Genomic DNA, 19,557 nt, shown 5'->3' with positions numbered 1-19,557 from the left:
CGGTCGGGACGTGTCCGCGGCCCCGGATCGGAGGCACCACCATGACGGCACGGTCGGATTCCGCGGCGGAGCAGCCCCGGGCTGCCGGAGACGGCTGGTACACGCGCTCTCCCGAGGAGGTCGTGGCGGCGTTCGGCGTCGATCCCGCGGCCGGTCTGTCCTCGGCGCGGGCCGCGGAGCTGCTGTCCGCGCACGGCCCGAACGCGCTGCCCGAGGAGGAGCGGACTCCGGCGTGGCGGCGGTTCCTCGCGCAGTACCGCAGCTACATGCAGATCGTCCTCGTGGCCGCGGCGATCGTCTCGATGGTCATCCAGGAGTGGACCACTGCGATCCTGCTCGTCGTGCTGACGCTGCTGAACGCGGTCGTGGGCCTGCGCCAGGAGGGCAAGGCCGAGAGCGCCATGAACGCGCTGAAGTCGATGATGAAGGCGACGGCGCGGGTGCGCAGGGACGGTACGGAGGCCGAGATCCCCGCCGAGCAGCTCGTACACGGCGATGTCGTGCTCGTCTCCGCAGGCGACCAGGTGCCGGCGGACGGACGTCTCATCGAGGCCAGCGCCCTGCAGATCGACGAGTCGGCGCTCACCGGTGAGAGCGTTCCCGCCGCGAAGGACACCGGCCCGCTGGCGGGCGACCGGCTCTCGCCCGGCGACCAGACCAACACGGCGTTCATGAACACGCCGGTCACCCACGGCAGCGGTGTCATGATCGTCACCGCGACCGGCGCGGACACCGAGCTCGGCAAGATCTCCGGAATGCTGTCGGCCACCGAGAAGGAGGTGCCGCCGCTGACCAGGGAGCTCGACCGGCTGACGCTGTGGATCACGGCGGCGGCGGGCCTCACCATGATCGTGATGTTCGCCCTGGGACGGCAGCGGGACCAGGCCTGGGACGTCCTGTTCGTCAGCGCGGTCTCGCTGGCCATCGCGGCGATCCCCGAGGCCCTGCCGACGGTGACCCAGGCCATCCTCTCCGTCGGGAGTCTGAACCTGGCGAAGCGCCACGCCATCGTGAAGGAGCTGCCCTCGGTTGAGACGCTGGCGTTCACGTCGGCCATCAACTCGGACAAGACCGGCACCCTGACGATGAACCAGATGACCGCCGTCGAAGTGCTGAGCCCCACCGGCCGGTACACCGTGTCGGGCACCGGCTACGGACTCGAAGGGAAGATCCACCATGCCGCCGGGTCCGCAGCGGGCATCGAGGACGCGATCCTGCCGTACGTGGTGGCCAGCGACGCCAAGCTGGTGGGTGGCGAGGTCGTGGGCGACCCCACCGAGGGCGCGCTGCTGGTGCTCGCGCACAAGGCCGGCCTGGACACCGACGCCACCAGGGACGCCCTTCCGCGGCTCGCCACCCTCCCGTTCGATCCCGAGTACAAGCTGATGGCCACCTTCCACTCGGCGGAGGACGCCTCCGGGCGGCAGGTCGTGCGCTGCTTCGTCAAAGGGGCGGCCCCGGCGGTGATGGAGCGGGCCGCGACCGCGCTCGCGGCGGGCGAGACCGTCCCCTGGGACGCCGATCTGCTCGCCCGCGCCGAGGCGGCGAGCGAGCGGATGGGCGGCGAGGGGCGCCGGGTGATGGCGGCGGCCACCCGGGACCTGGACCCGGCCGGCTTCGATCCGGAGGGCGATCTCCTCTCGTACGTCACCGGTCTGCGGATGACCAGCCTCGTCGGCATGGTCGATCCGCCGCGCGAGGAGGCCAAGGCGGCGGTGGCCGACGCACAGGCGGCGCACATCCGGGTCCGCCTGGTGACCGGGGACGACGTCACCACCGGGGCGGCGATCGCCCGGCAGATCGGCATCCCCGGCGAGGCCGTCCTCGGCGCCGACTTCGCCGCCATGAGCGAGGACGACCAGCTCTCCCGCATCGAGGCGATCGGCGTGGTGGGGCGGGTCGCTCCGGAACACAAGGTGTTGCTCGCGAACACGCTCAAGAAGAAGGGCGAGGTCGTGGCGATGACCGGGGACGGCGTCAACGACGCCCCCGCCATCAAGGCCGCGGACATCGGCATCGCCATGGGCAGCGGCACGGACGTGGCGAAGAACGCCGGCCGCATGATCCTCTCCGACGACAACTTCGCCACCATCGTCTACGCCGTGGAGCAAGGCCGGACGATCTACGACAACCTCACCAAGTACATCCGGTTCGTACTGCTCCTGCTGGTCACCTTCGTGCTGACGTTCCTCGGGGCGACGGTCTTCAACATCGCCGCCGGTGAGCCGTTCACCCCGCCGCAAGTGCTGTGGATCCACTTCGTCGTGAACGCCTCGTTCGGCTTCGCCCTCGGCTTCGACCGGGAGAGCGCAGGCCTCATGCAGCGCAGGCCGCGTCCGCGCGGGGAGTCGGTGCTCACCCGTCCCGTGCTCGTCACGGTCGGGCTGGGCGGGCTGGCGATCACCATCCTCCTGCTCGGGCTGATCCAGCTCGGCCGGGCCCGCTACGACAGCGTCGCGACGGGCCAGTCGATCGCGTTCACCGCCTTCTCGCTCTGCCTGATCGTGGCCGCCTTCGAATGCCGCAGCGAGACGGAATCCGTGCTCACGGCCTCCACGTTCGACAGCAAGCAGATGAACTGGGTCGCCCTGGCCCAGTTCGTGCTCTCCGTGCTGGTGACCCAGATCGACGGCTTCCAGCGCATCCTCGGGACCACCGAGATCAACGCGCGGCAGTTCGGCTGGGCGCTGCTGGCCGCCCTCGCGCTCCTGTTGGTGTGGGAACTGGGCAAGTTCACGGCCCGCCGGGCGAAGGCCGCCTGAGGCAGGAGCGTCCGTGACCATCCGGCACGACCGCCTCGGGGCGCCCTCCCGCTTCCGGTTCGTCCCCGGGATCCGCGCGGCCTCGTCCTACCGGCGCGAGTGGCTGGTCAAGGACCTGGTCGCGGGTGTCGTGCTGACCACCTTGCTCGTGCCGCAGGGCATGGCGTACGCCGAGCTGGCGGGGCTGTCGGCCATCACCGGCCTGTACACGTCGATCCTCTGCCTGCTCGGATACGCGGTGTTCGGCCCGTCCCGGATCTTGGTGCTGGGCCCTGATTCCTCGCTCGGGCCGATGATCGCCGCCACCGTGCTTCCCCTGGTCGCCGCGGGAGGGGATCCCGCCCGGGCCGTTGCGCTGGCGTCGATGCTTGCGGTCATGGTGGCGGCGATCATGATCCTGGCCTCGGTGGCCAAGCTGGGCTTCATCGCCGACCTGATCTCCAAGCCGACGATGATCGGCTACATGAACGGCCTCGCCCTGACGATCCTGATCGGCCAGCTGCCCAAGCTGCTGGGCTTCAAGGTCGAGGCGGACAGCTTGATCGGCGAGTGCGCCGGCCTCGTGCGGAAGATCGCCGAGGGGGCGACGGTGCCCGCCGCCGCCGCGGTGGGCCTCGGCGGGATCGCCCTGATCCTGCTCCTGCAGCGCTTCCTGCCGAAGGTCCCCGCGGTGCTCGTGATGGTGGTCCTGGCGATCGCCGCGGCCGCCGCCTTCGACCTGGACGAGCACGGTGTCGGCCTGGTGGGGGTACTGCCCGAGGGCTTCCCGCCGTTCACGATCCCCGACGTACGGGCGGCCGATCTCGTGCCGCTGCTCGGCGGTGCGCTGGGCATCGCGCTGGTGTCCCTGGCCGACACGATCTCCAACGCGTCCGCCTTCGCGGCCCGCACCGGGCAGGAGGTACGTGGCAACCAGGAGATGGCGGGTGTCGGCGCCGCCAACCTGGCCGCCGCCCTCTTCCAGGGCTTCCCCGTCAGCACGAGCGGGTCCCGCACCGCGGTGGCGGAGCGTGCGGGGGCCAGGAGCCAGCTCACCGGAGTCGTCGGGGCGGCGCTCATCGTCCTCATGCTCGTGCTGGCTCCGTGGCTGTTCCGCAACCTCCCGCAGCCGGCGCTGGCCGCCGTGGTCATCACCGCGTCGCTGTCGCTGGCCGATGTACCGGGGGCCGTGCGGCTGTGGCGGCAGCGCCGGGCGGAGTTCCTGCTGTGCTTCGCGGCCTTCGCCGGGGTGGCCCTGCTCGGTGTGCTGCCCGGGATCGCCATCGCCGTGGGCCTGTCCGTCCTGAATGTCTTCCGGCGCGCCTGGTGGCCGTACGACACGGTGCTCGGGCGGGTGCGGGGCCTGGAGGGCTACCACGACATCCGCTCCTACCCGCAGGCCGAGCAGCTGCCGGGCCTGGTCATCTACCGGTTCGACGCCCCGCTCTTCTTCGCCAACGCCAAGACGTTCCGGGACGAGGTCAGGCGCTTGGCCGGCGCTCATCCACGGCCGAGCTGGATCGTGGTCGCGGCGGAGCCGATGACGGACGTGGACACCACCGCCGCCGACATCCTGGAGGAGCTTGACGAGGCGCTCAACGCGGACGGCGTCCACCTCGTGTTCGCCGAGCTCAAGGACCCAGTGCGGCGGAAGATCGAGCGGTACGAACTCACTCGGACCATCGACCCCGAGCACTTCTTCCCCACCGTGGAGGCCGCCGTCGAAGCCTTCCGGCGGCACACCGGAGCGCGGTGGACGTGACTCGGGGGGCAACAGGGGCAACAGGGTGCGGGCAGCCACCGCAGGGACCGTCCGGCCCCGTCAGCGGATCAGGACGGCCTCCCCGGAATTGGGTACGACGGCCGTCCAGCCCAGCTCGTCGTCGATCCGGTCTCCTCGACGTGGACGAGGTAGGCGGTGTGCGGAGCCCGGGCCACGCGCAGCCAGTCGATGATCTGGTAGACCGTCGTGAGGCGGGCGATGGCCTTCTCCTGGGTGGAGAAGCCCGCTTCCTCGGTCTGCTTACCGGCCGCGTTGCGGTAACGGAGGGCCGACGGCATGCGCCCCGCCCTCCTGTCGAGCGGGCTCGGCGCGGCCGCCATCACCGTCGGCGGGTCGCTCCGCGAGGGCTGGAACGCGGCCGTCCTCACCACCAACACCATCTCCTCGGCCGCCGTGTACGCCGTCAGCGTCCTGCTCATCGTGCTGACCCCGCGCGCGCTGGCCGCCCGCGACGAACGCGCCCGGCTGCGCCGGGAACTGGCCGGCGCCCGGCTCAGCCTCGCCGAGGCGCACCGGCTCCAGGGCGCGGCGGAGGAACGCGAACGGCTCGCCCGGGAGATCCACGACACCCTCGCCCAGGGCTTCGCCTCCATCATCGTGCTGGCGGCCGCCGCCCGCGACGCGCTGGACACCGATCCGGAGCGCACCGCCCAGCAGCTCCGCTCGATCGAGCGGACCGCGATCGGACCCACGCCGTGGTCGTGGCCCTCGAACGCGGCCTCCTGCGACGCCCCTGAGCTCCGTGCCGATCATGAGGATTTCGTGAAGGACCCAACCCGCGGGAGCGGTCTGATCATCTTCTCGGTCGAGCCCGTCGCCGCCCCCGAGGCGACGGCTCGTGAACGAGGAGGTCCCCATCACCATGAAGCTCTCCCGAAAACGCCGCAAGGACCGCACGGCCGGCGCGGACCGCAGGGACGGAACGGACGGCCGCGACGGCACCGCGGGCCCGGGGCGGCGGGAGGCCCCGCTGCGCGCCCGCCGCGGCGCGGGCCGCGCCGGGCGCCGGCGGAGGGCCGCCCGCAGGGCCCGGCGGCGCCTCGTCGACTTCCCCCGGCGCGGCCGGCGCGGCTGGCGGCGCTGGACGCCCTCCTGGAAGCTGGCCTCCGGCCTGTTCCTGCTCCTCGCCGGCGGCCTCGCCGGCCTCTTCACCGCCGTCTACGTCCAGGTCCGGATCCCCGACCCGCACGACTCCGCGAGCCGCCAGGGCACCGTCTACTACTGGGCGGACGGCAGCCGGATGGTGACCGTCGGCGACGTGAACCGGCAGGACGTGAAGCTCTCCCAGGTGCCCGAATCCGTGCAGCATGCCGTCATCGCCGCGGAGAACGCGGACTTCTACCGGGACTCGGGCGTCTCCCTGGCCGGCATCGGCCGCGCCGCCGTCAACATCGTCAAGGGCGAGGAGACCCAGGGCGGCTCGACGATCACCCAGCAGTACGTCAAGAACACCTACCTGAGCCAGGAGCAGACCGTCGACCGGAAGGTCAAGGAACTCTTCCTCTCCCTCAAGGTCAGCAACCAGCGGCCCAAGAGCGAGATCCTGGAGGGGTACCTCAACACCTCCTGGTTCGGACGCGACGCCTACGGCGTCCAAGCGGCCTCGTACGCCTACTACGGCATCCCCGCCAAGGACCTGAACCCCGCTCAGGGCGCCCTGCTCGCCGCCGTCCTCAAGGGCGCGGAGAGCTTCGACCCCTCCCTCGGCTACGAGAACCGCCGGCGCGCCGAGGACCGCTGGAGCTGGATCCTGGACCGGCAGGTCACCACGGGCTCGATGAGCGCGGCGGAACGCGCGAAGTACACGGAGTTCCCCGAGCCGAAGCCCCCGGTCAAGCCGACCAGCCAGGCCGGGCAGACCGGCTACCTCGTCGACATCGCCAACAAGTACCTCAAGAGCCGGGCGGGGATCACCGGCAAGGACCTGGCCGCCGGCGGCTACGCCGTCCACACCACCTTCGAGAAGGACAAGGTGCAGGCGCTCGCCAAGGCCGTCGAGCAGGTGCGCGAGGCCCGGCTGGACCCGAAGCAGCGTGCCGAGGACCAGCACGTGCAGTTCGGCGCCGCCTCGGTACGCCCCGGGGACGGAGCGGTCGTCGCGGTCTACGGCGGCCCGGACGCGGTCGAGCACTTCACCAACAACGCGGACACCTCCGGCGTCCCCGCGGCCTCGGCGTTCAAGCCCTTCGTGTACGCCGCCGCCCTGGAACGGGAGCGCGAGGAGGGGAAGCCCCCGACCGCGACTCCCGCCCCGGACCCCCTGAAGCCCGCGCCCGCGGAGCCTGCGCAGGGATCCGCGGGCCTGCACGCGGCGCTGGTGAACTCCGACCACACCCCGTTCGTGGAGAGCGGCAGGAAGACCGGCCTGGAGAAGGTCAAGGAGCTCGCGGTCGCGTCGGGACTGCGTGAGGAGAGCATGGCCAAACTGGAGCCGACCTTCTCCATCGGCACCTCCACCCCCAGCGCCGTCCGGCTGGCCAGCGCCTACACGACCTTCGTCAACCAGGGCCGTTCCATCGAGCCCTACTCGGTGACCAGGGTCGAGCGGAACGACACCCCGGTCGACGGCCTGCGCCCGCCCAAGCCGCGCCGGGCGATGAGCGCCGAGACGGCCGCGACGGTCGGCGCGGCGCTCCGCCAGGTCGGCGGGAGCACGGTCGGACCGCCGCAGGGACGGCCGGACCGGCTCCCGTCCTGGGCGGGCCGGACCGGCCCGAACGACCGCATGAACTCCGCCTGGTTCATCGGAGCGACCCCGGAACTCAGCACCTCGGTCGCGCTGTTCCGCACCCGGCCGGACGTCCCGCAACTGCTGCCCCTGCAGGGCGTCGGCGGACCCGACACCGACCGGGGCAGCGCCCTGCCGCCGCTGATCTGGAAGGCCTACGACGAGACGGCGGGCGCCCCCGGCCGCCCGTGACGCCCCCGCTGCGGTCCCGGTCCGGCACCCGGGACCGCAGCGCACCGGAGCACTCGCTAGCGGCGTGCGTCCACCACCGCCAGCAGCTTGCCGCTGGTCGGGCTGCGGTCCAGCGACGGGCCGTCGACCGCCTCCACCGCCAGGTCCAGCAGCCGCTCCGACACCGCCGAGCGCAGCTCCGGGTAGCCCGACAGGAAGACCTCCCGCAGCCGCTCCGGATCCGTCGCCGGCATCCGCTCCACCCGTACGGTCAGCCGCTCGCGCGCCCCGGTACCGTCGAGCCGGATCTGAAGCTCGCCCCGGTGGCCGCCCCGCTGCCCCGCCAGGGCCGTGAAGCGGCGGTGGTTGAGGAAGTACGTCGCCACCCGCATCACGTCACCGGTGCGCCCCATCAGCTCGAACCGGGGCGCCCGCCGGCCGCAGGGGCAGCGGCCCGGGACCTCCCGGCCGAGGTCGCCGATCAGGTAGCGGCCCAGCTGCTGGCCGCGCCGGGCGTGCGTGCTGAACACCAGCCGGCCCGTCTCGCCCGGGGCCACCGGCCGGTCCTCGGCCAGGTCCACGACCTCCATCGTGTGGAGGTCGGCGTGCAGGTGGTGGACGCCGCCGGAGCTGTCCGTGCACTGGTAGCCCAGCGGGCCCAGGTCGGTGCTGCCGTAGGTGATCGAGCGGATCGTCTCGATGCCGAACTCCTCCTCCAGCGTGCGCCGCTGCTCCTCGGTGAAGTGTTCGCCGCCGTAGAAGACCTTGCGCAGGCCCCCGTACGCGCGCAGCGCGTCCGCCTCCGCGTGCAGCAGCTGCCACAGGTAGGAGGGCATGCCGAAGAGGGTGTCGGCGCGGTGCTCGACGAGGGCCCGGGCCGTGGCCCGGTGGTCCGGACCCGCGGCCAGCGGCAGCTGGACCCCGCCGAGCCGTTCCAGTACGGAGAAGAAGCTGATGAAGCTCCCGTACATGGCCCCGCAGTAGAAGAGGTTGGCGGTGCGGTCCCCGACCGGGTCGTAGCCGGCGGCGAGCAGGCCGCGGGCGGCGGCGTGCATCTGGGTGTCGTAGTCGTCGTAGCTGAACACCGACAGGGCGGGGGCGCCCGTGCTGCCCCCGCTGTGGAAGTACAGCTCGGCGTCGGCCCGGTCCAGCTCCCGGGCCGGCGCCTGCACGTCCTCCTTGCCCAGCAGCGGGCCCGCCGGCGGCGGCAGGAGGACCGGCCGGACCAGGTCGTCGAGGCAGGCGGTGGTCGCGAACCGGGCCGGGTCGGCCTGGACCGCGACGCGGCGGCTGTAGCGCTGGAGGGCGTAGACGCCGTCGTGCGGCTCGCCCGCGTAGCTCGCCTGCATGGCGCCGACCGGGGTGATCCGGGTGACGCCCGCGGCCAGGGCGGTGCGGGCGAGCTCTGCGACGTCGTTCCGGCTGCCGGCCAGGCCCGCCGTCTGGAGGTAGCGGCGCATCGGGCGCAGGGTGGCGATCAGCCGCTCGCGGGGCAGCGGCTTGACCCAGACGCTGCGGTGCAGCGGCGAGGCGGTGAGCGGCGACCGGGTGTCGGCCATGACCCGCCAGGAGCCGTCGGCCGCCGCGAACACCCGGGTCAGGCCGAGGTGTTCCTCCAGCCGGGCCACCAGCTCGGTGGTGGTCAGCTCGGCGGCCTCCGCCGGGTCCGCCGGGCCCTCCGCGGTGGCGCCCGCGGCAGGCGGGCGGGCCGCGAGGACCCCGGCGAACCGCTCGGCGAAGGCGAACACCTCCTGTTCGTCGTCGGTGTCGAGGTAGACCACCTGGGGGCTGGAACAGGCCTGCTGCTCGTACAGGCACACGTCGTCGGCGAGGGCGTCGAGCGCGGCGGCGTCCGACCAGGCGTCGGCCGTCAGGTACGCGAAGGAGATCCGGTGCCCCCACTCCACCAGCCGGCAGCCGGCCGGCACGTGGGCCGCCACCCCCTCGACGGCGCCCTCCCCGCCCCATACGGCGACGGCGTCCGCGGGCGCGCACATCAGCCGCAGCCACTCCTGCCGGGAGGACGGGAAGCGCAGGACGACGACCCGCGCGGCGAGCGCGCCGGTGGGGTCGAGGGCCGCGAGCTCGGCCATCAGGTGCTGGGTGAAGAGGCCGTCGGAGCCGCTCGTCTTCAGGACGTTGACGTTCCCGGCGAGCAGCCCCTCGACGATGCTCAGCGGCGCGACCGTCGCGGCGTTCCCGGGTGCGACGTGGGCGACCAGGCCGACGGGCGCCCACGCCTCGTAGACGGTCTCGCGCGGATCGGCCCGGTCCAGCCGGCCCGGGGTCGCGCCGCCGAGTTCGCGGCGCAGCTTGCGGGTCAGCTCCCGGCGGCCCAGCAGGGCGCCGAGCTCGGCCAGTACGGCCGGGTCCTCCCCCGGAGGCAGGTGCGCGGCGAGCCGGGCGCGCACCGGGTGGGCCGGGTCGCGCAGGGCGGCGGCGAGGGCGTCGCAGGCGGCCAGCACGGTCTCGGTCTCCAGCACCGTGGCCAGCGCGGCCCCGACGGCGGCCGGCAGGTCTTCGAGGCGCCGTCCGGCCTCCTCGTCGCCGATGAACGCGCCCTGCCAGAAGTGGTGCGCGCCGCCGTCGTCGTGCCGCTCGCAGGCGGTCGCGGTCGCGGTCGTGGCCGTGGTTGTGGCCGTGGTTGTGGTTTCCGTCATGGTCACGCCATGCCCTTCATCAGTTCCGCTGCGGCCACCGCGCAGCTGCGGTTGCGGCTCACCCCGGCACGGCCGTGGACGGTGAACCAGGGGGTCGCCAGCTCGCACCCGCAGGCGTCGCCCGGCTGCAGGGAGGCGAGGTCGCCCATGACCACGCTCTGCGCCGGCACCGAGGTGATGTACGGGGACACCAGGTGCAGGTAGCCCCGCTCCCCGTACGGCAGGGGTTCGAGGGTGCGCGTGGAGCGGATCGTGACCCGGGACCACACGGGGGCGTGCAGCCGGTGGTGGTCGCACTCGATGTACGGGATGCAGTGCTCCACCGACCCGAAGGTGTCCCGGATCCGCTCGCCCGGGATGCCGAGCTGCTCGGTGACGCGGGCGTACAGCTCCTCCTTCCCGATCCGCCGGTCGGCGTGCCCCTTCCAGCCGCCGCCGAGGACGACCAGGGAGCCCTCGGGCAGGCGCAGCGGGGGCATCCCCATGGCCCGCATCCGCTCCAGGGTGAAGAACAGGAAGGCCGGGAAGCCGAGGATGCGGACCGGGGCGTCCTCCCGCTCGAAGCGGCGCAGCGCGGCGATGCAGCCGAAGGGGTCGAACTCGTGGTCGCCGCCGGTGTTGCGCAGGGCGTACTCGACGCTGCGCGCGGGGGCGAAGTCGCACAGGTAGTTGTCGGTGAAGGCGGTCCCGAGGTTGAGGGAGGGGGCCGGTTCGTAGCTGTACAGGAGGTAGTTGACCTCCTGGTCCGGGGTGATCCAGCCGTTGCGCTCGAAGATCCGGGCGACCATCCGCTGCGCGGAGCGGATGGTCCAGCGGTCGAAGAACATCTGCGACTTCTGGCCGGTGGTGCCGGAGGAGGTCAGGTGCAGCTCGACGTCCTCGGGCGGGACGGAGAGCACCTCGTGCCGCTTGAAGAAGTTGGCGTGGACGAGCGGAGTCCGGTACGGCTCCCCGCCCGGGGGAGTGGCCTCGTACAGGGAGCGGAAGAACGGGGACCGCTCGACGTGCCAGGCGTTGGCCTCCGCCATGGCGGCGGCGAACAGCTCGTCCTCCGCGGGCCCGGAGGCGTACGGGTCGGTCAGGTCGCACAGTTGCTGTACGTGCGGCAGGAGGGCCGGGTCGGGTACGGCGACCGGCGCGAGATGGGGGTTCATGGGGCGACCTCGGGTGGTGTGGGCAGGTGTGCCGACGCCCAGGCCGACACGTAGCAGTCCAGATAGGGCTGGAGGGGCGGTTCCACGGCGACGCCGCGGAAGTCGATGCGCTCGCTGGAGCGGGACAGCACGGCGTAGTCGTGGAAGCCGTCGCCGTCGGCGCGCATCGCGGGGTAGAGGGCCCCGGCGACGAACCCCTCGGCGAGGAAGGCGGACAGGACCTCGTGGTGCGCGAGCGGCACCAGGGCCTCGACGTAGCCGGCGCCCGCGCGGGCCAGGGCCCGGGTGACGGGTTCCAGGCAGGCGGCCGCGGCGGCCGGGTCGGGGTGGGCGGTCAGCAGGGAGCAGTAGCCGCCGGCGCGGTTGAGGTAGGCGTACACCTCGAACCGGCCGTCCTCGGGCGTGAGCAGCACGTTCGGGGTGTGCAGCGGGTAGAACCAGCCCTCGGCGCCCGGGAACCGCTCGCGGAAGCGGCGGCGTACGAAGGCGGGCGCCTCGATCATCTCCAGCCGTTCCGAGGTACCCCGCGGGCCGGGCCCGGGTGCCGCCGTGGCCCCCGGCGCCGCCGTGGTCCCCCGCACCCCGGGGTAGCCGATGCCCAGCGCCGCCCCGGCGGTGCGCAGCAACGGCAGGAGCGGGGCGGGCACTTCGGTGACGGGGAGCCGGCGGTCCAGCACCCCGGCGGAGTGACGCGCGTAGAGCGCGAGGCTCTCGCGGCTGCGGAGGTCCACCGCGTTGGGCAGGATGCCCAGCGGCCGGAAGCCGTTGCGCGCGACGACGCGCTGCGGGCCGGCGCTGACGGTGCGCACGGTCGCGTACACCGAGTCCAGCCGCCCCGTGTCCAGCATGCCCGCGCAGAGCGCCCCGGTCAGGGCGCCGGCCAGGCCCGACGAGCGGTGCTCGGGGTGCACGGCGATGCCCTCCAGGCGGCCGATGCGGCTGCCGGCCTCGCCGTGGATGGCGGCGGACCCGGTCAGGGCCCCGGTGGCGGGGCAGCGGCCGACCAGCCACAGGGAGTACGGGTCCTCGATGAGCCGGGCCATCTCGGCCGGGTCGGTGCCGAGGGCCACGGGGTAGTGCGGCCCGTAGACGGCGTAGTAGAGCTGGCGCAGTTCGGCGATGTCCGGGCGGGCGGCCGCGGTGATGACGGGGGTGGCGACGGGGCTCACCGCGCACCTCCGGCGGGCCGGCCTTCGGGGGACTTCAGCAGCGCCAGGGCGCAGGCCGCGGGGAGCAGCCCGGCGCCCTGCACCAGGCACAGCGTCTGCGGGGAGAGGAAGTCGCCCGCGGAGCCGAAGGCCAGGGACGCCACCGGCAGGGAGGCGCCCAGCACGGCCTGCATCACGGCGAAGAAGCCGGGCTTGTCGGCCGGCGGCACCAGCCGCTGGAACAGGGCCACGAAGCGGACGCTGACGGCCCCGGCGCACCAGCCGGCCACGGCCAGGCAGCCCGCGACGGCCGGACGGTGCGCGACCAGCCCCGGCAGCGCGAGCGCGAGGGCCATCAGTCCCAGGCACCAGGCACCGGCGACCGTGGGGCGTCCCGGCACCCGGGTGCCGGTGAAGGCGCCGACGAGTGCGCCGGTGCCCAGGGAGGCCTCCAGCAGCGCCACCGTGCCGCCGCCGCCCGCGAGGACGGAGCGGGTATAGAGGGGGATGACGACGAACACGGCCGTGGTGAAGAGGTTCGCCGCGGTGAAGCAGACCAGGATCCGCCGCACGTAGGGGAGTTCCCCGAGGATGCGGCGCAGCGTCCGCCGCTCGGCAGGGTCCTCCGGGGCACCGGCGCCCGGGCCCGGGGCGGCCGTACGGAAGCGGGCGCCCGCCACGAGCGCGGCGGCGCCCAGGTAGGCGGCCGCACAGCCGGCGGCCAGCCCGGCCACGCCGAACCGGTCGACGGCCAGGGCGCCGAGCAGCGCTCCGCCGAGGCCCGCCAGGGACTGGGTGGACAGCTCGAAGCCGGTGGCCGTCTCGATGTCGGCGTCGTCGACGAGTTCGGGCACCGAGGTGGTCAGGCAGGGGTCGAAGAACGCCTGGCAGGCCGCCAGGGCGAGACCGGCGGCGTACACGGAGGCGAGCGGCGGGCCGTCGGCGTACGCCCAGAGCGCCAGGGCGCCCGAGACGGTCCCGGCCAGGGCGGCGGCGGTCCGCAGCACCGAACGGTGCGCGCACCGGGCGACCGCGGCGGCCACCACGGGCGCCAGGGCCACGGCGGGCAGCGTGCAGGCGGCCATGAACAGCCCGGAGGCCAGGCCCCGCGCGCCGTCCACGGCGTAGGCGACGATCCACCAGGACACGCCGACCTGGAACATGCGCACGGCGGCCTGGGTGAGGACCTGGCCGAGCCACACGGCGCCGAAGGCGCGGTTGCGCAGGACCAGCGGAGCGCGTCGCGGACCGGCCCCGGTGTCCGGCACGGCAGGGGTGTCGGTCACGGCCGGGGCGGCGGTCATGCCGTCGGCCTCTCGTCGAGGACCCGGACGAGCTTGCCCGAGCGCGGGTTGACGGCGAGGTCGCGGTGGCGCACCCACTCCACGGACAGCGGGTGCACGAACCCCGCGCGCACGCTGTCCGGATACAGCGGCCGCGCCTTCTCCAGCTCCGCGACGACGGCCCCGGCCAGCTCCGTGCGGCCGTGCTGCTCGCCGGGGGGCGTGGCCAGCCGCAGGACGAGCCCGTCGCGGCCGTCCCAGCGGCGGACGACGAGCTGCATGCCGACCACGTGCCCGCCGGTGTCCGCGGTGGCCACCGCGTCCTGGGCGTCCTGGGTGTAGAGGGAGACCGGCCCCACCCGTACGCCCTCCTCGGCGCGGCCGAGGATCCGGAAGTGGCCGGGTCCGCAGCCGGTCCACTCGGCCCGGTCGCCCGCGGGGTAGCGGATGATCGGCATGAGGCGGCGGAAGAGGCTGGTGACGACCACCCGGCCGGGACGGCCCGGTTCGGTCACGGGCTCGTCCGTGGAGTCGTCGAGGATCTCCACGACCGAGTACGGCGTGAACGCGCGGTGCACCCGGGCGTCGGAGCCGGGTACGGGACGGCCGAGCAGGCCCGCGTCGACGCTGGCGTAGCCGACGGAACGGACCTCGGCGCGGGGGAACGCGGCGGCCAGCAGGCGCCGTTGGTCGTCGAAGAGGGCCTCGCCGCCGAAGAGCAGCAGCTCCACCGCGTCCAGCCGGACCCCGGAGGCCACGGTCTGCTCGGCGAGCCGGCACAGCGTGGTCGGCGTCCCGGTCAGCACCTGCGCGGCGAGGTCGCGCAGCGTGGGGATCGTCGACTCCGGCGGCGCGCCGCCGCCGACGGGCAGGCGGACGTTGTCCACGGGCGCGTGGGCGAGCGAGTCGAGGAGGAAGAGGAAGCTGGCGTACAGCTCCCCGGCGTAGAAGAGGTCGGCGACCCGGTGCCCGGGGCGCAGCCCGGTGTCCACGAGCCCCTGGCCGAAGGCGGTGACGAAGGTGCGCCACTCGTCGCGGGTGAAGACGGAGAACTTGGGGGACCCGGTGGTGCCGCCGGTCTTGTAGACCGTGGCCTCGCTGAGCGGGCCGGTCAGGACGCGGCTGCCGGGCAGGGTGTTGGCCGCCCAGAACGCCCGCTGGTCGACCACCGGCAGGTCGGTGAGGCGGTCGGCGTGCGGCGGCAGGGACGCGTAGAGGTCCCGGTAGAAGGGCGAGTGGTGACGGGCGAAACGTATGAGGTCCGAGAGCTGCTGGGCGGACATGTGCCTTTGCCTAGGTGACGGAGACGTGAACGGGAACGGGACCGGAGCCACTGCGGGGCCCGGTGGGAGCGGGAGCGGGGACCCCCGGTGCCCCGACTCCTCGGTGCGCGCCAGAACATGACGCGCTGTCACGATGATCAAACATCGGTGCGCTCAGGACCAAATCGGGAAAGGATTTCCGGCCACTGTGCCAACATCCGTAAGAATTTCAATCAGTTGGCCGGAACGTGGTCGTCCGGTCACCCCCGCCGGACGGGGGATCAGGCCGCCGCGGCGCGGAACGTACGGGGGCTCAGACCCCGGTGGCGCTTGAACGCGGCGCTGAAGCCGAAGGCGTCGGCGTAGCCGACCGAGCGTCCGATCTGGGCGATGCTGAGGTCGGTGTCGGTCAGCAGTGCCGCGGCCTCCTCCATGCGGCACTCGGTGAGGTAGGCGAGGGGCGGACGGCCCATCAGCGCGGTGAAGCGCTTGGCGAACAGCGCCCGGGAGACGCCGGCCCGCTCGGCCAGCGATCCCACGGTCCAGGCCTCCGCGGGCCGGTCGTGGAAGGCCCGGAGGGCGGGGGAGAGGACCGGGTCGGCCAGCCCCCGGTACCAGCCGGGCGCGTCGGCCCCGGCCCGGTCGAACCAGCTGCGCAGGGTGCACACCAGGGCCCAGTCCAGGAGCCGGTCCATCAGCGCCTGCGAACCGGCCGTGAGCCGGGCGGCGTCGGCGGCGGCCGTCTCCAGCCAGGTGCAGACCTCGGCGTCCTCGCTGACCACCAGCACGGGCGGCAGGGCGCGCAGCAGCCGCTCGTGGCGATGGCCCGAGGCGCGGTAGGCGCCGACGATCAGCGAGGTCGCCTCCTGGGGGCCGTCGCCCCAGTGGATGCCGCCGAGTTCCTCGTCGGTGCACTCGGCGTGCGGGCCGAAGCAGGCGATCTCGTACGCGGCGTGGGGGCCGTCGAGGGTGCCGGGACGGTCCGCGAGGCTGAACGGCGCGGTGCCGTTCACGAGGGCGGTGTCGCCCGCCCGGACCGCCCGCTCGGTGCCGTCGGGCAGCAGCAGCGTGCCCCCGCCGCGCAGCACGCTGACCATGGTCAGGGGGGCGCCGTCGGCGAAGCGGATGCTCCAGGGCGCCGCCAGGAGGGCGTGGCTGACGACCGAGCCCTCGGCCCGGATGCCACTGAGGAGGGAACTCAACGGGTCCACACGGGCAGCGTAGCGTAGACGATCTCCTATGTTCCCGAGTGTTTCTCCCATGGATCATCCACGCCGCCCCGGCTGTACTGGACCCATCGCACCAACCGCACCACGCGGAACCGCACCGAGACCAGCCGGGAGAAACCGTGACGCAGCACGGCAGCGATGCCAGGACAGCCCTCGTGGTCGTCGCACACCACCGCACCGATTCCCTCACCGCCCACACGGCCCGCCGGGCCGCCGAACGGCTCGAAGCCGCCGGGTACCGCATCGACCTGCTCGACCTGCACGCCGAGGGGTTCGACCCCCGGATGAACCTGTCGGACCAGCCGGACTGGGGCAACCGGGAGAAGCCGTACTCGGAGGAGACGCACGCCCACATGCGGCGCATGCTCGACGCCGATGTCATCGTCGCCGTCTTCCCGGTGTACTGGCAGGGCGTGCCCGCGATCCTCAAGGGCTGGATCGACCGCGTGTGGAACTACGGGTTCGCCTACGGGCGCAGCAAGCCCCGCCTCGCCGACAAGCGCGTCCTGTGGCTGGCCCTGGCCGGAGTCACGTCCGACGACCCCATGGTGGAGGGGATGCGGACCGTCCTGGAGGTCACCCTGAACGAGGGCCTCGCCGGCTACTGCGGCCTCGCCCACTCCACCGTCGGCCTGCTCACGGACGCGGAGGAGCGCCCGCAGAGCTTCGACGACGACGGCACCCTCGTGATCGGCGAGGCGGTCGCGGGCGCCGCGCGCGAGGCCCAGTACGCCGACTTCGACCGGCGGGCCCTGGAGTTCGTGGAAGGGCTCGCCGCCGGAGCACTGGTGACGGCCTGACGCAACGGCCGTGCCGGGGCGCTGCCGGGGCCGGGGCGCTGCCGCGCCCCGCGGCCCCGGCCCGCGCCGGTCCCGGCTCGGGGACCTCCGTCCGGCGGTCCTTCGACGCGAGGGGCCCCAGGGCGACGAGGACGACGACGGCCCCCACTGCGTGCTGACCAGCAGCCGTTGGTCAGGGCTGCCAGTAGCCCCTCGGCCGAGGGGTCGTCACCACCTCGTTCGGCCACCTTTGCCGGACCCGTCCGAGCTGCTCGCGCAGTTCGTCCACCCAGCCGGCCCCGGGGTCCAGGACCACGCGGACCGAGACCCCGGACTCGCCGCCGTCGTCCACCGTGACGACGGGGCGGGGCGCCGAGAACCGCCGGTCGACCTCGATCCGGACCTCGGTGTCGCCCATGGCCGTCCAGCGGACGGCCTGCCCGTCGGTGAGCTCGTCCAGGGCCGCCGACCAGTCGTCCACGGCCTCCGGTGACAAGCGCAGCCCGAGGCGCCCGCCGGCGAAGGCGCTCGTGATGACGAGCTCGGCATCGAGGTGGTCGTTGTACGGCGTGTCTCCGGGCCTGTTCCGCCCCAGAACGCGTACCCGGACGCTGCTGTCCGGGTCGGCCAGGTGGATCAGGTCCACATCCTCACCCTCACCCTCACCTTCAGCCTCACTCTCGCCCACGTGCCCTCCCGAATCCTCGTTCTCACATGATCGGGCCAAACCCCTTGCGCAATGGTCAAGAAACGTTGACCATTGAGCCATGCCCACCGATGATCTTCCCGAGACCTTCCACGTCACCACCGACGAACAACTGCGCGCCGTCTCCAACCTGACGCGCCACCGGATCATGGCCGTGCTCCGCTTCGAGCCCGCGACGATCACCCAGATCGCCGAGCGCGTCGGCCTGGCGAAGGGCAGTTCCAGCTACCACGTACGGCTGCTGGAGCGGGCCGGCCTGGTGAAGGTGGTGCGGACGCGGAAGGTCCGCGGCGTCACCGAGCGGTACTACGCCATGGCCGCGCGGTCGATCGTGCTGCCGGATCCGGGCGAGGGCGGCCCGGACGTGCTGATGCGGCACGCGGTGGCCGACCTGGAGGCGGCGCCGGCGGACCGCGAGCGGCACGTGCGGATGGCGCACCTGCGCCTCACCGACGAGCAGTTCGCGGAGCTCGGAGCGCGGCTGGAAGCGCTGGCGGACGAGTACCGCGCGCTGTCCGACCCCTCGCTGCCGGACACCTCCCTCGTCTTCGCCCTCTTCCACCCCGGAGCCGCCAAGTGACCTCGGACGTACGCAGACTCCCGGCCGGCTTCGGACGGCTGTGGACCGCCCAGACGGTGTCCTCGCTCGGCGACGGGGTGTCGCACGCCGCGATGCCGCTGCTCGCCCTGACCCTGACGCGGGACCCGATGGCGCTCGCCGTCGTCACGGCCGCCGGAACGCTGCCGTGGCTGCTCTTCGGCGTGCTCGGCGGCGCGCTGGTGGACCGCTGGGACCGCCGGCGCACCATGTGGATCGCCGACGCGGCGCGAGCGGCGCTGCTCGCGGTACCGGCGGCGGCCGCCGCGCTCGACGCGCTGAGCATTCCGCTGCTCGCCGCCGTCGCCTTCCTCCTCGCCCTCGGCGGCCTCTTCTTCGACACCGCCGCCACGGCCTACCTGCCGGACCTCCTCGGCCGCGACCCCGCACTCCTGGAGCGCGCCAACTCCCGCCTGCGCGGCACCCAGGCCGCCGCCTCCGGCTTCGCCGGCCCGCCCGCCGGCAGCGCCCTGCTCGCGCTCGGCCGGGCGGTCCCGCTGCTTGCCGACGCGGTCTCCTTCCTGGTCAGCGCCCTGCTCGTACGCTCCCTGCCCGCCGCGGCGCCCCGGCCCGCACCGCAGGCCCGCGAGTCCCTGCTGCGCCAGGCGCGGGCCGGCGCCGCGTACGTGTTCCGGGACCGGCTGCTGCTCGGGCTCGCGCTGCGGCCGGCGGTCGGGAACATCGCCTTCGTGGCGGTGGAGACCGTACTCGCCCTCTTCGCGCACGACCGCCTCGGCATCGGCGCCTTCGGCTTCGGCCTGCTCCTCACGGCGGAGGCCGCCGGCGGGCTGCTGGGCGCGGGCTTCGCCTCCTTCCTCGGCCGCCGCCTCGGCACCGGCACCGCGCTGACCTGCACGGCCGCAGTGGAGGGGCTCGCCATCCTCGGCCTCGCCGCCGCCCCGAACGCGTACGCCGCCGGTCTCGCGCTCGCCGTCTGCGGCGCGGGCATGGGCGCCACGATGGTGCTCGCCCCCTCCCTTCGGCAGTCGATCGTCCCCGCCCACCTGATGGGCCGGGTCGCCTCCACCTCCCGCATGCTCGCCATGTGCGCAGCCCCGTTCGGCGCCTTCCTCGGCGGCTGGCTGGCCACCGCCCACGGCGTGCGCACCCCGCTGTACGCCGCCGCCGGCCTCCTCCTCACCATGACGGCGGTCACCGCGACCATGACCGGCAACCGCCGTGTGGAAGCCGCCCTCCGCGCCGCGGCCGCCACCCCCGCCGAGGCTCCGGAACACCCGGACTCCGGGGCCCCCGTCCGGGAACACGCCGCGTAAGGGCCCGCAGAAGCCTTTCCCCGGTACGACTGATCCACCCT

Annotated in this window: 14 protein-coding genes and 1 pseudogene; 7 read left to right on the top strand and 8 right to left on the bottom strand. The window is 73.6% G+C overall.

The window, feature by feature from the left end; all coding sequences use genetic code 11:
* Positions 1-41: 41 nt before the first annotated feature.
* Positions 42-2,762, top strand: a complete 2,721-nt coding sequence (locus ACIPW5_RS04760; RefSeq protein WP_401240362.1) for a cation-translocating P-type ATPase — start codon at positions 42-44, stop codon at positions 2,760-2,762.
* A 19-nt stretch (positions 2,763-2,781) separates the two neighbouring features.
* Positions 2,782-4,503, top strand: coding sequence for a SulP family inorganic anion transporter (locus tag ACIPW5_RS04755; RefSeq protein ID WP_401241415.1), 1,722 nt, complete (start codon positions 2,782-2,784; stop codon positions 4,501-4,503).
* A gap of 68 nt (positions 4,504-4,571) precedes the next feature.
* On the opposite strand, the gene ACIPW5_RS04750 is transcribed toward ACIPW5_RS04755, so the two are convergent.
* Positions 4,572-4,943 (bottom strand): hypothetical protein, encoded by a 372-nt coding sequence (locus tag ACIPW5_RS04750; RefSeq protein WP_401240361.1) that lies wholly within the window; start codon positions 4,941-4,943, stop codon positions 4,572-4,574.
* Between ACIPW5_RS04750 and ACIPW5_RS04745 the strand changes: the two are divergent.
* Positions 4,918-5,193: pseudogene (locus ACIPW5_RS04745) on the top strand (histidine kinase); the annotation flags it as partial. The gene ACIPW5_RS04750 and the pseudogene ACIPW5_RS04745 sit on opposite strands and share 26 nt — an antisense overlap.
* A 193-nt stretch (positions 5,194-5,386) precedes the next feature.
* Positions 5,387-7,444, top strand: a complete 2,058-nt coding sequence (locus ACIPW5_RS04740; RefSeq protein ID WP_401240358.1) for a transglycosylase domain-containing protein — start codon at positions 5,387-5,389, stop codon at positions 7,442-7,444.
* Between the two features lie 56 nt (positions 7,445-7,500).
* Here ACIPW5_RS04740 and ACIPW5_RS04735 read toward each other — a convergent pair whose 3' ends face one another.
* The 6 genes from ACIPW5_RS04735 to ACIPW5_RS04710 all read right to left on the bottom strand — a co-directional run bounded on the left by ACIPW5_RS04735 (position 7,501) and on the right by ACIPW5_RS04710 (position 16,192).
* Positions 7,501-10,083, bottom strand: a complete 2,583-nt coding sequence (locus ACIPW5_RS04735) for an acyl-CoA reductase (protein ID WP_401240356.1) — start codon at positions 10,081-10,083, stop codon at positions 7,501-7,503.
* A gap of 2 nt (positions 10,084-10,085) precedes the next feature.
* Positions 10,086-11,237: an acyl-protein synthase gene (locus ACIPW5_RS04730; RefSeq protein ID WP_401240354.1), complete on the bottom strand. Its 1,152-nt coding sequence runs from the start codon at positions 11,235-11,237 to the stop codon at positions 10,086-10,088.
* Positions 11,234-12,406 carry a GNAT family N-acetyltransferase gene (locus tag ACIPW5_RS04725; protein WP_401240352.1) on the bottom strand — a complete coding sequence of 391 codons (1,173 nt, stop codon included), beginning with the start codon at positions 12,404-12,406 and terminating at the stop codon, positions 11,234-11,236. The genes ACIPW5_RS04730 and ACIPW5_RS04725 overlap by 4 nt, the downstream gene beginning before the upstream one ends.
* Positions 12,403-13,689 (bottom strand): MFS transporter, encoded by a 1,287-nt coding sequence (locus tag ACIPW5_RS04720; protein ID WP_401240350.1) that lies wholly within the window; start codon positions 13,687-13,689, stop codon positions 12,403-12,405. Before ACIPW5_RS04720 ends, ACIPW5_RS04725 begins: the two co-directional genes overlap by 4 nt.
* Complete coding sequence (locus tag ACIPW5_RS04715; protein WP_401240347.1) at positions 13,686-14,951, bottom strand: phenylacetate--CoA ligase family protein; 1,266 nt, start codon at positions 14,949-14,951, stop codon at positions 13,686-13,688. Before ACIPW5_RS04715 ends, ACIPW5_RS04720 begins: the two co-directional genes overlap by 4 nt.
* A 260-nt stretch (positions 14,952-15,211) precedes the next feature.
* Positions 15,212-16,192, bottom strand: coding sequence for an AraC family transcriptional regulator (locus ACIPW5_RS04710; protein ID WP_401240346.1), 981 nt, complete (start codon positions 16,190-16,192; stop codon positions 15,212-15,214).
* Between the two features lie 86 nt (positions 16,193-16,278).
* On the opposite strand from ACIPW5_RS04710, the gene ACIPW5_RS04705 reads away from it, so the two are divergent.
* A complete protein-coding gene (locus ACIPW5_RS04705; protein ID WP_401240343.1) occupies positions 16,279-16,959 on the top strand; it encodes an NAD(P)H oxidoreductase in 681 nt (226 codons plus the stop codon).
* Positions 16,960-17,131: 172 nt separating this feature from the next.
* Here ACIPW5_RS04705 and ACIPW5_RS04700 read toward each other — a convergent pair whose 3' ends face one another.
* The gene (locus tag ACIPW5_RS04700; protein ID WP_401240340.1) at positions 17,132-17,584 is read right to left on the bottom strand and encodes a DUF5959 family protein; all 453 of its coding nucleotides are present in this window, start codon (positions 17,582-17,584) and stop codon (positions 17,132-17,134) included.
* A 121-nt stretch (positions 17,585-17,705) separates the two neighbouring features.
* On the opposite strand from ACIPW5_RS04700, the gene ACIPW5_RS04695 reads away from it, so the two are divergent.
* Both ACIPW5_RS04695 and ACIPW5_RS04690 read left to right on the top strand, forming a co-directional pair.
* Positions 17,706-18,224 (top strand): ArsR/SmtB family transcription factor, encoded by a 519-nt coding sequence (locus tag ACIPW5_RS04695; protein WP_401240337.1) that lies wholly within the window; start codon positions 17,706-17,708, stop codon positions 18,222-18,224.
* Complete coding sequence (locus tag ACIPW5_RS04690; RefSeq protein WP_401240334.1) at positions 18,221-19,516, top strand: MFS transporter; 1,296 nt, start codon at positions 18,221-18,223, stop codon at positions 19,514-19,516. The genes ACIPW5_RS04695 and ACIPW5_RS04690 overlap by 4 nt, the downstream gene beginning before the upstream one ends.
* Positions 19,517-19,557 lie beyond the last annotated feature (41 nt).

The sequence above is a fragment of the Streptomyces sp. NPDC090077 genome (assembly GCF_044747545.1).
GTDB lineage: Bacteria > Actinomycetota > Actinomycetes > Streptomycetales > Streptomycetaceae > Streptomyces.
The sequence above is the reverse complement of the archived record's forward strand: the minus strand, read 5'-3'. Positions and strand labels throughout refer to the sequence as shown.

Coding starts and splice junctions, on each gene's coding strand:
- ACIPW5_RS04720 (WP_401240350.1), bottom strand. CDS start 13,689: ATGACCGCCGCCCCGGCCGTGACCGACACCCCTGCCGTGCCGGACACC.
- ACIPW5_RS04750 (WP_401240361.1), bottom strand. CDS start 4,943: ATGAGCAGGACGCTGACGGCGTACACGGCGGCCGAGGAGATGGTGTTG.
- ACIPW5_RS04715 (WP_401240347.1), bottom strand. CDS start 14,951: ATGTCCGCCCAGCAGCTCTCGGACCTCATACGTTTCGCCCGTCACCAC.
- ACIPW5_RS04735 (WP_401240356.1), bottom strand. CDS start 10,083: ATGACGGAAACCACAACCACGGCCACAACCACGGCCACGACCGCGACC.
- ACIPW5_RS04695 (WP_401240337.1), top strand. CDS start 17,706: ATGCCCACCGATGATCTTCCCGAGACCTTCCACGTCACCACCGACGAA.
- ACIPW5_RS04740 (WP_401240358.1), top strand. CDS start 5,387: ATGAAGCTCTCCCGAAAACGCCGCAAGGACCGCACGGCCGGCGCGGAC.
- ACIPW5_RS04760 (WP_401240362.1), top strand. CDS start 42: ATGACGGCACGGTCGGATTCCGCGGCGGAGCAGCCCCGGGCTGCCGGA.
- ACIPW5_RS04710 (WP_401240346.1), bottom strand. CDS start 16,192: ATGGGAGAAACACTCGGGAACATAGGAGATCGTCTACGCTACGCTGCC.
- ACIPW5_RS04730 (WP_401240354.1), bottom strand. CDS start 11,237: ATGAACCCCCATCTCGCGCCGGTCGCCGTACCCGACCCGGCCCTCCTG.